At 56.0% G+C, this 7476-nt stretch carries 5 protein-coding genes; 3 read left to right on the top strand and 2 right to left on the bottom strand.

The window, feature by feature from the left end:
* Positions 1–206: 206 nt before the first annotated feature.
* Positions 207–644 carry a hypothetical protein gene (locus tag JUF21_RS11300; RefSeq protein WP_203624577.1) on the bottom strand — a complete coding sequence of 146 codons (438 nt, stop codon included), beginning with the start codon at positions 642–644 and terminating at the stop codon, positions 207–209.
* Positions 645–1678: 1034 nt separating this feature from the next.
* Positions 1679–2737, bottom strand: coding sequence for an ATP-grasp domain-containing protein (locus JUF21_RS11295; RefSeq protein ID WP_203664676.1), 1059 nt, complete (start codon positions 2735–2737; stop codon positions 1679–1681).
* 174 nt (positions 2738–2911) lie between these two features.
* On the opposite strand from JUF21_RS11295, the gene JUF21_RS11290 reads away from it, so the two are divergent.
* The 3 genes from JUF21_RS11290 to JUF21_RS11280 all read left to right on the top strand — a co-directional run bounded on the left by JUF21_RS11290 (position 2912) and on the right by JUF21_RS11280 (position 7189).
* A complete protein-coding gene (locus JUF21_RS11290; RefSeq protein WP_203664674.1) occupies positions 2912–3904 on the top strand; it encodes a D-2-hydroxyacid dehydrogenase in 993 nt (330 codons plus the stop codon).
* A gap of 212 nt (positions 3905–4116) precedes the next feature.
* On the top strand, positions 4117–5568 hold the full coding sequence (locus JUF21_RS11285) for an NCS2 family permease (protein ID WP_203664672.1): 1452 nt from the start codon (positions 4117–4119) through the stop codon (positions 5566–5568).
* Positions 5569–5737: 169 nt separating this feature from the next.
* Entirely contained in the window at positions 5738–7189 is a 1452-nt protein-coding gene (locus JUF21_RS11280; protein WP_203664671.1) for an NCS2 family permease, read from the top strand.
* Positions 7190–7476: the final 287 nt, after the last annotated feature.

Below are 7476 nucleotides of genomic sequence, written 5' to 3'. Positions count from 1 at the left end.
GTACTAACAAGAATAGGTCTTCATGGCCTTTTTGGTCTAGTCGTCAGGGTGTTGCACTTGAATTGTAAACTGGGGCATCCAGTTCGCCTCCTTGATTGACCTGATTTTTCTCAGTTTATACCACGTGGGACTGAATCCGCATCAAGGGTGCAAAAATGCCCTCCCAGCGTTAACTGGAAGGACATCAGTCGGTGAAAAGACTGAATTTATTTGGAGGCGGTACTGCTGTCACTATCTTTCAGCTGGTTCCAGGTGTTATTGACCTCGTCGGTGTGCTTTTGCTCCTTGGCGTGAATCCGCTTGGCGCCGGCGTTAGCCTTAACGGTCAGCTTCTTGGAAACAGACTTCTTGGCCTTGCTGTCTTCGTATTTCACAGTGACCTTGTTGTCCTGGTATGCCTTGCTGACCATGAAGTCAGCGCTGAACTTGCCGTTTTTCGGCTGGCTGGTCGCCTTTTGACCATTGATGTACAGGACGCCGTCGCCTTTGACTGTACCCTTGGCGGTGGCGTTACCGGAATCATCGGAACTAACGGTGGTCTTGTTGAGGCTCAGGCTCAAGTCATTGCTCTTGCAACCGCTGAGGCCAACGACCAGCAGGATCCCGGTCAACAGTGCCAACAATAAACGCATACTCTTCTTCATTTTCTCTCTCCTTTGTGAAAAAAGTCCGAGGAAAAGTATAGACCACTTCGGCGGCGAATACGTTGATAATGAAAGCATGATAAGAGAGTATGAGAGGAATAAGCCAAATTCTAATCAAAGCGGGCGCCTGAACGGCTGATTTGGCCTGATCAGACAAAAAAGGCCACGATTCTCATCGTGGTCTCAGTGATCCGGTGCGTCAGCCTTCTGAACGCTCTCGCGCCGACCGAGTACCCGGATCGTGGTTTGGCACCGGAAGTAGTATCTCAAGTTTTAGCGGGCGTGTCAAATGGTTCCTACTTTTAGGGCTGTTAGGACAGACTGCGTAATTTTACAATAGGCAACTAGCCTCCGAGAGGTGGTGTTCGCATGGAGAAGATCCTTGACCTATTCATTATGCCGCTGCTCGTCGGCATACCCCAAAAGCTCATCGATCGGTGGTAGACGATGGTGAATGAATACCGCTAGCTGCCATCTAACCCACGCGCTATGGCAATAACGCCGTAGTGAAAAATGCCGCTCCCTTGCGCAAAAGGGGGCGGCATTCGTGCTCTCATGGATACAATCCTTGATGAGGTCATTTTATCATGGCTGTCGTTTTCTGACAACAGGCCGGCAACCCTCAGGCGTTTCTGCTTCTCTGGCGAAATTATTGAATAGGCAACTAGCCTCCGAGAGGGGGTGCAAGTATGGACAAGATCCTCGAGCTATTCATTATGCCGCTCCTAGTCGACATAGTCGGAGGACTCATCGATCGCTGGCTGGACGATGATGAATGAGTAGAAGCTAGCTGCCATCCGGCTCACGCGCTATGGCCGCATACGCCGTAGCGATAAAAATGCCGCTCCCTTGGCACAAAGGGGGCGGCATTCGTGCTATAGATGGAAAAAGATCCTCGATGAAGTCATTTTATCATGGCTCTCGATTTCTGACAACAGTGCCGACTAACACAGACATCGGTGCGCTCGGGCTAAATACGCTTCGCTTCTCAGCCTCTAGATGCTCACCCCATGAGCGCCGACCTCCGCAGCCTGTTAGTTATTCATTCCATCTTCGTAGATCTTGAGCTTGCCCTTGACGATACTTTCGACGAGGTCTGGGTAGGCCACGCCTTCTGCCTCTGCTTCTTGCGGCAGGAGGGACAGCGGCGTCATGCCCGGCAGGTTGTTGGCTTCGATGACCCAAACGCCAAAGTCGTTGGCGAAGAAGTCGACGCGGCCGTAGTTTTGCATGCCTAAGACCTTCATGGTTTGAATCGCCACGCGCTTCATTTCGTCGTGAACCGCGGGGTCGAGGTCGTGCGGCGGGGTGATGAAGTCGGTGTGACCAGGCTGGAACTTGTGCTCGAAGTCGTACCAACCGTCGTGGACCTTGATTTCAATGGCCGGGAACGCGTGGCTGTTGACGACACCCAGCGAGAACTCGCGGCCCTCGATGAAGTCCTCAACGATGGCCGAGTTGTCGAAGCGGAAAACGTCCACGAGGCCGCTTTCGAGCTCCTCATCGTTGTGCACGATGTGAGTGCCGACAGAGGAACCACCCGAAGTCGGCTTGAGCACGACCGGGTAGGCAAACGGGAGCTTGTGTCCTTTTGGCCCCTGGTCGCGGGTGATCTCAACGAACGCCGCGGTCTTAATGCTGTGGTACAGCATGATCTCCTTGGAGTAGACCTTGTTCATGGTGATGCCGGAGGCGGTGGAGCCGCTGCCGGTGTACTTGATGTTGTTCAGGTCGAGCACGGCCTGAACCTTGCCGTTTTCGCCGTCGCCGCCGTGAAGGCCGAGGAAGACGATGTCGGCTGCCTTGCAGATGTCGAGCACGTTGGGGCCAAACAGCGTTGTGTCGTCGCCGGGACGCAGCGCATTGATGTCTTCATCGGTCAAGATCGCATCCGAGATGTTCAGATCCTTGGATGTGTTGGCGTCTTCGAACACGGATGAAGCCGGCTGGCCTTTCAGGTCGTAGCCGAGGAACAGGTCGATGAACGTGGCTTCGTGGCCCTTGTCACGCAACGCGTTGGTCAGTCGGTAGCCGCTGGAGATCGAGACGTTGCGCTCGGTGCTCCGGCCGCCGGCTAATACGACAATTTTCATAGGTATAAAACCTCCCGATAGTTTTAGAACCTTAAGTGTATCACAGCCAATTTAGAGATTAACAGGAAAGTAACCGCTTTCACTTAATTTTAAGCTTTACACGGCCGGCAACAGTGGCCAAACCCCGGCCGCGCCCTGTATACTGAGGAAAAAGTTAAAAGGAGCGCGCCCTTCGTGAAAATTATCGTGTACGGGGTCAAACCAGACGAACTTGCCTACTTTGAGGCCTGGCAGAAGACCCATAACCAGCCGCTATCGCTGCACTCAGAACTGCTCGACGAGAAAACCGTGGCTTGGGCCAGGGGTTTTGACGGGGTCAACTGTTTGCAGACGACGCCGTATTCCGCGGCGGTGTTCACCCAGCTGGCGGAGTTTGGGATCCATTTTCTGACCATTCGCAACGTGGGGCTGGATAACCTCGATTTGGCCGCCGCCAAGCAGAATAAAATTCGCATCGCCAACGTGCCGGCGTATTCGCCGAGTGCCATCGCGGAGTTTGCGGTGACCATGACGCTTTACCTGTTGCGCCGCCTCGGCGAAACGCGGGCGCCGCTGGCTGCGGGCAACTGGAATCAGGCGGCGAGTTTTCTGGGCCGGGAACTGGGGCAAAGCACGGTCGGCGTGGTTGGGGCCGGCCGGATCGGACAGGCCGCCATTCGCCTGTTCGCTGGTTTTGGCGCAAACGTGCTCGCGTATGATCCGCATCCTGGGCACCCTGAGCCCCGCGCGACCTATGTCAGTTTGAAGCAGTTACTCGCTGAATCAGACGTGGTCGACTTGCACGTACCAGGCATTCCGGCGAATGATCACCTGATCGATGACGCCGCGCTGACTCTGATGAAACAAAACGCGGTACTGATCAACACGGCGCGCGGCAACCTGGTCGACACGACCGCGCTGCTGAAGCATCTGCGCGCCGGCCACCTTGGCGGGGCAGGGATCGACACCTACGAGCATGAATCACCGGCGCTGCTGCGCTATGAACAGACGGGCAAGTTCACCGACCCGCAGTGGGAAGAGCTGGCGCAACTGCCCAACGTTTTGCTGACGCCGCATGTCGCGTATCACACCGAAACAGCAGTCGAGAACATGGTTAACTTCTCACTGGCAAACCTGGTCGGGTTCTTGACGACAGGCGAAGCGCCGGATGAGGTCAGGATTAAATAAACGAATGAAGCCGCGAGTGGTTGCGGCTTTTTATTTCCCCAAAATAGATGAAAAAGACGATTGCCCCAAGGGAAAATCCCCCAATATTTGTTATTAACCAGATAATATATGAACAATGATTTAAAAAACGTCTTGTAATGTTTGCCTTTAGACTTGAAATCCAAATTTTCTCGCGGTATGCTTTACCCATAAAAGCGAACGAGGAGAGAAAAATGGAGAACTTCTTTAAGCTAAAGCAGAACAATACACGTATTTCTACAGAAATTATGGCGGGTTTAACGACATTCTTTGCGATGTCGTACATTCTTTTCGTTAACCCGCAGGTCCTGTCGCAAACCGGGATGCCGTACCAAGCGGTGTTCCTGGCCACCATCATCGCCAGTGCGGTGGGGACACTGTTCATGGGGCTCTTTGCCAACGTGCCATACGCCTTGGCGCCAGGGATGGGGCTCAACGCCTTCTTCACTTACACCGTCGTCTTCGCCCTGGGCTACACCTGGCAGCAGGCCCTCGCGCTAGTTTTCATCTGTGGCCTGATCAACATTACCATCACCGTGACGAAGGTCCGCAAGATGATCATCATGGCGATCCCAGAAGTGATGCAGCACGCGATCGGCGGGGGGATCGGGGTCTTCATCGCCTACATCGGGCTCAAGAACGCCGGTTTCCTGCAATTCACCTCTGATTCCTCCAACATCCTGTCCATCAACAACGCCGCATACAGCGCCACCAAGACGATCAAGGGCGTCACCGGCGTGGTTTCCGGCGGCGGCATTGTGCCGGCGCTGGTCAACTTCACCAGCTCAGGTGCCGGCCTGGCCCTCATCGGCCTGGTCCTGATGACCATCCTGGTCGTCAAAAAAGTGCCGGGCGCGGTCCTGATCGGCATCATCGTCACCACCCTGATTGGCATTCCGCTGGGCGTGACCGACCTGTCATTCTCGTCGGCCAACAGCCTCGGCAGCTCCTTCAGCGCCCTGGGCACCACGTTCGGCGCAGCGTTTTCCAGCAAGGGGATGGGCAGCCTGTTCACCAGCGCCAAGCAGATCCTGCTGACGCTGATGACGATTTTCGCCTTCAGTTTCTCTGACACCTTCGACACGCTGGGTACCTTCATTGGCACCGGCCGCCGCACCGGCATTTTCTCTGACAAAGACATCGATGAAATGGAACACGGCTCGGGCTTCGCGTCTAAAATGGACAAGGCGCTGTTCGCTGATTCCATCGCCACGTCGATCGGCGCCATCTTCGGCACATCAAACACCACGACCTACGTGGAAAGCGCGGCCGGCATCGGCGCCGGTGGTCGCACCGGCCTGACCTCTGTGGTCACCGCGCTGTGCTTCCTGCTTTCGGCGGTGTTCGCGCCGCTGATCTCGGTCGTGCCGACGCAAGCCGTTGCGCCAGCCCTCATCCTCGTCGGGGTCATGATGGTCTCCAGCTTCAAGGAGATCGACTGGTCCGACCTGGCCGAGGCCGTGCCGGCCTTCATGGCGTCGATCGTCATGGGTCTGATTTACAACATCTCATACGGCATCGCGGCCGGCTTCATCTTCTACTGCCTGATCAAGCTGATCCAGGGCAAGGCCAAGGAGATCCATCCGATTCTCGGTATTGTCACCATCGGGTTCATCCTGAACTTCGTGGTGCTCGCGGTCCTTTAACTAAATGAACAGTCTCAAAGACGGCGGTCGGGCAAAAACCTGACCGTCGTCTTTTTTGCTAAACCCGAACATTAAATACGTTTTCATGAAAAACAGCCCATTTTCTGGTTGAATTTCATGAAAAAAACGCATATTGTGAAAGACATTAAATCATTCGAGGGAGCGAATCATGGGACACTTTTTTCAGCTGAAGGAAAACGGCACCACTGTCCGCACGGAAATTTTAGCGGGGCTGACGACGTTCTTCGCGATGTCGTACATCCTGTTCGTCGCGCCGGCCACGCTGTCGCTGACGGGGATGCCGAGCCAGGCCGTGTTTCTGGCCACCATCGTCGCCAGTGTCGCGGGCACGCTGGTCATGGGCCTATTTGCGAACGTGCCTTACGCGCTCGCGCCGGGGCTCGGGCTGCAGGCGTTCTTCACCTACACGGTCGTTGCCGGGCTGGGCTTCACCTGGCAAGAGGCGCTTGCGCTGGTGTTCCTGTGCGGGGTGATCAACATTTTGATCACCGTGACCAAGATCCGAAAGCTGATTATCACCGCGATCCCGACGGTGCTGCAGCACGCGATCGGCGGCGGCATCGGCATTTTCGTCGCTTACATCGGGCTGAAAAATGCGGGTTTTCTGCAGTTCACCAGCAGTGCCAGCGGTTTGCTCAGCGTCAACGGTAAGGCCGCAAGCGGCAGCTTTGCCCACGGTGTGTCCAGCGTCGTCACCGGCGGCAGCGGCATCACCCCGGCGCTCGTCAACTTCACTCAGCCGGGGGCCATCGTTGCGCTGATCGGACTTTTGCTGATGGCGGTGCTGGTCGTGAAAAAGGTGCCGGGCGCGGTGCTGATCGGCATTGTCGCCACCACCTTGATCGGGATCCCGTTTGGGGTCACGAACCTGCACCTGGCCGCCGGCAATTCGCTGGGCGAGGCGATCAGCCAGCTGGGGACGACGTTCGGGGCGGCGTTTTCCAGCAAAGGGTTCGGCAGCCTGTTCACGGACACGCACCACATTCTGCTGTCGGTGATGACGATTTTCTCGTTCAGTTTCTCCGATATTTTTGACACGCTGGGCACCTTCATCGGCACCGGCCGCCGCACCGGCATCTTCTCCGATGAGGACATGGCCAACATGAACCGCGGCTCGGGGTTCTCATCCAAAATGGACCGCGCGCTGTTCTCCGACGCGATTGCCACAGGGGTCGGCTCGATTTTCGGCACGTCCAATGTCACCGTGTTCGTCGAAAGTGCGGCCGGTATTGGGGCCGGCGGTCGCACGGGGCTGACGGCGGTCGTGGTCGCGGCGTGCTTTGCGCTGAGTTCGCTGCTTTCGCCGATTATCGCGGTTGTGCCCAGTGAGGCCGTCGCACCGGCCTTGATCATGGTCGGGGTCATGATGATGTCCAGCTTCAAGGAGATTGACTGGTCCAACCTGGCAGAGGCCGTGCCGGCGTTCATGGCGTCGATCGTGATGGCGCTGCTTTACAACATTTCTTACGGCATCGCGGCCGGGTTCATTTTCTACTGCCTGATCAAGCTGATCACCGGTAAGGCCAAGGACGTGCATCCGGTGCTGTGGGTGGTCACGGCCGGCTTCATCCTCGATTTCGTCTTCATGGCGATTCTTTAAACCGCCAAGGAAAAAAGGCAAAAGAGCCACATCACGGTCACAGTTTCTTCACCCGAAGCCTGTAATCTTATAAGAGTAGAAGCAAGACGCTTCTCACTCCGAAACCTCTTCATTTTCACTCCTCCCAAGTGATGTGCGTGACGCGTTCCCCCAAAGCGTGATCACGTTCCCCAGTAACGCCGCCGGTCCCCCAACCGGCGGCTTTTTTAGTTATAGAGGCTTTAGCCGGGCTCGCGCGGAGACGCGCGAGGCTCAAAACCACCCGCTGTGCGGGTGGAGTCAAATGG

It is taken from the genome of Lacticaseibacillus sp. 53-4 (assembly GCF_016861805.1).
Classification (GTDB): domain Bacteria; phylum Bacillota; class Bacilli; order Lactobacillales; family Lactobacillaceae; genus Lacticaseibacillus.
Note: the sequence above shows the minus strand (reverse complement) of the source record. Positions and strands in the feature narration are given on the sequence as shown.

What these genes read in the sequence shown, in the direction of transcription:
- JUF21_RS11300 (WP_203624577.1), bottom strand. Translation starts at nt 644, where the DNA reads ATGAAGAAGAGTATGCGTTTATTGTTGGCACTGTTGACCGGGATCCTG.
- JUF21_RS11295 (WP_203664676.1), bottom strand. Translation starts at nt 2,737, where the DNA reads ATGAAAATTGTCGTATTAGCCGGCGGCCGGAGCACCGAGCGCAACGTC.
- JUF21_RS11285 (WP_203664672.1), top strand. Translation starts at nt 4,117, where the DNA reads ATGGAGAACTTCTTTAAGCTAAAGCAGAACAATACACGTATTTCTACA.
- JUF21_RS11280 (WP_203664671.1), top strand. Translation starts at nt 5,738, where the DNA reads ATGGGACACTTTTTTCAGCTGAAGGAAAACGGCACCACTGTCCGCACG.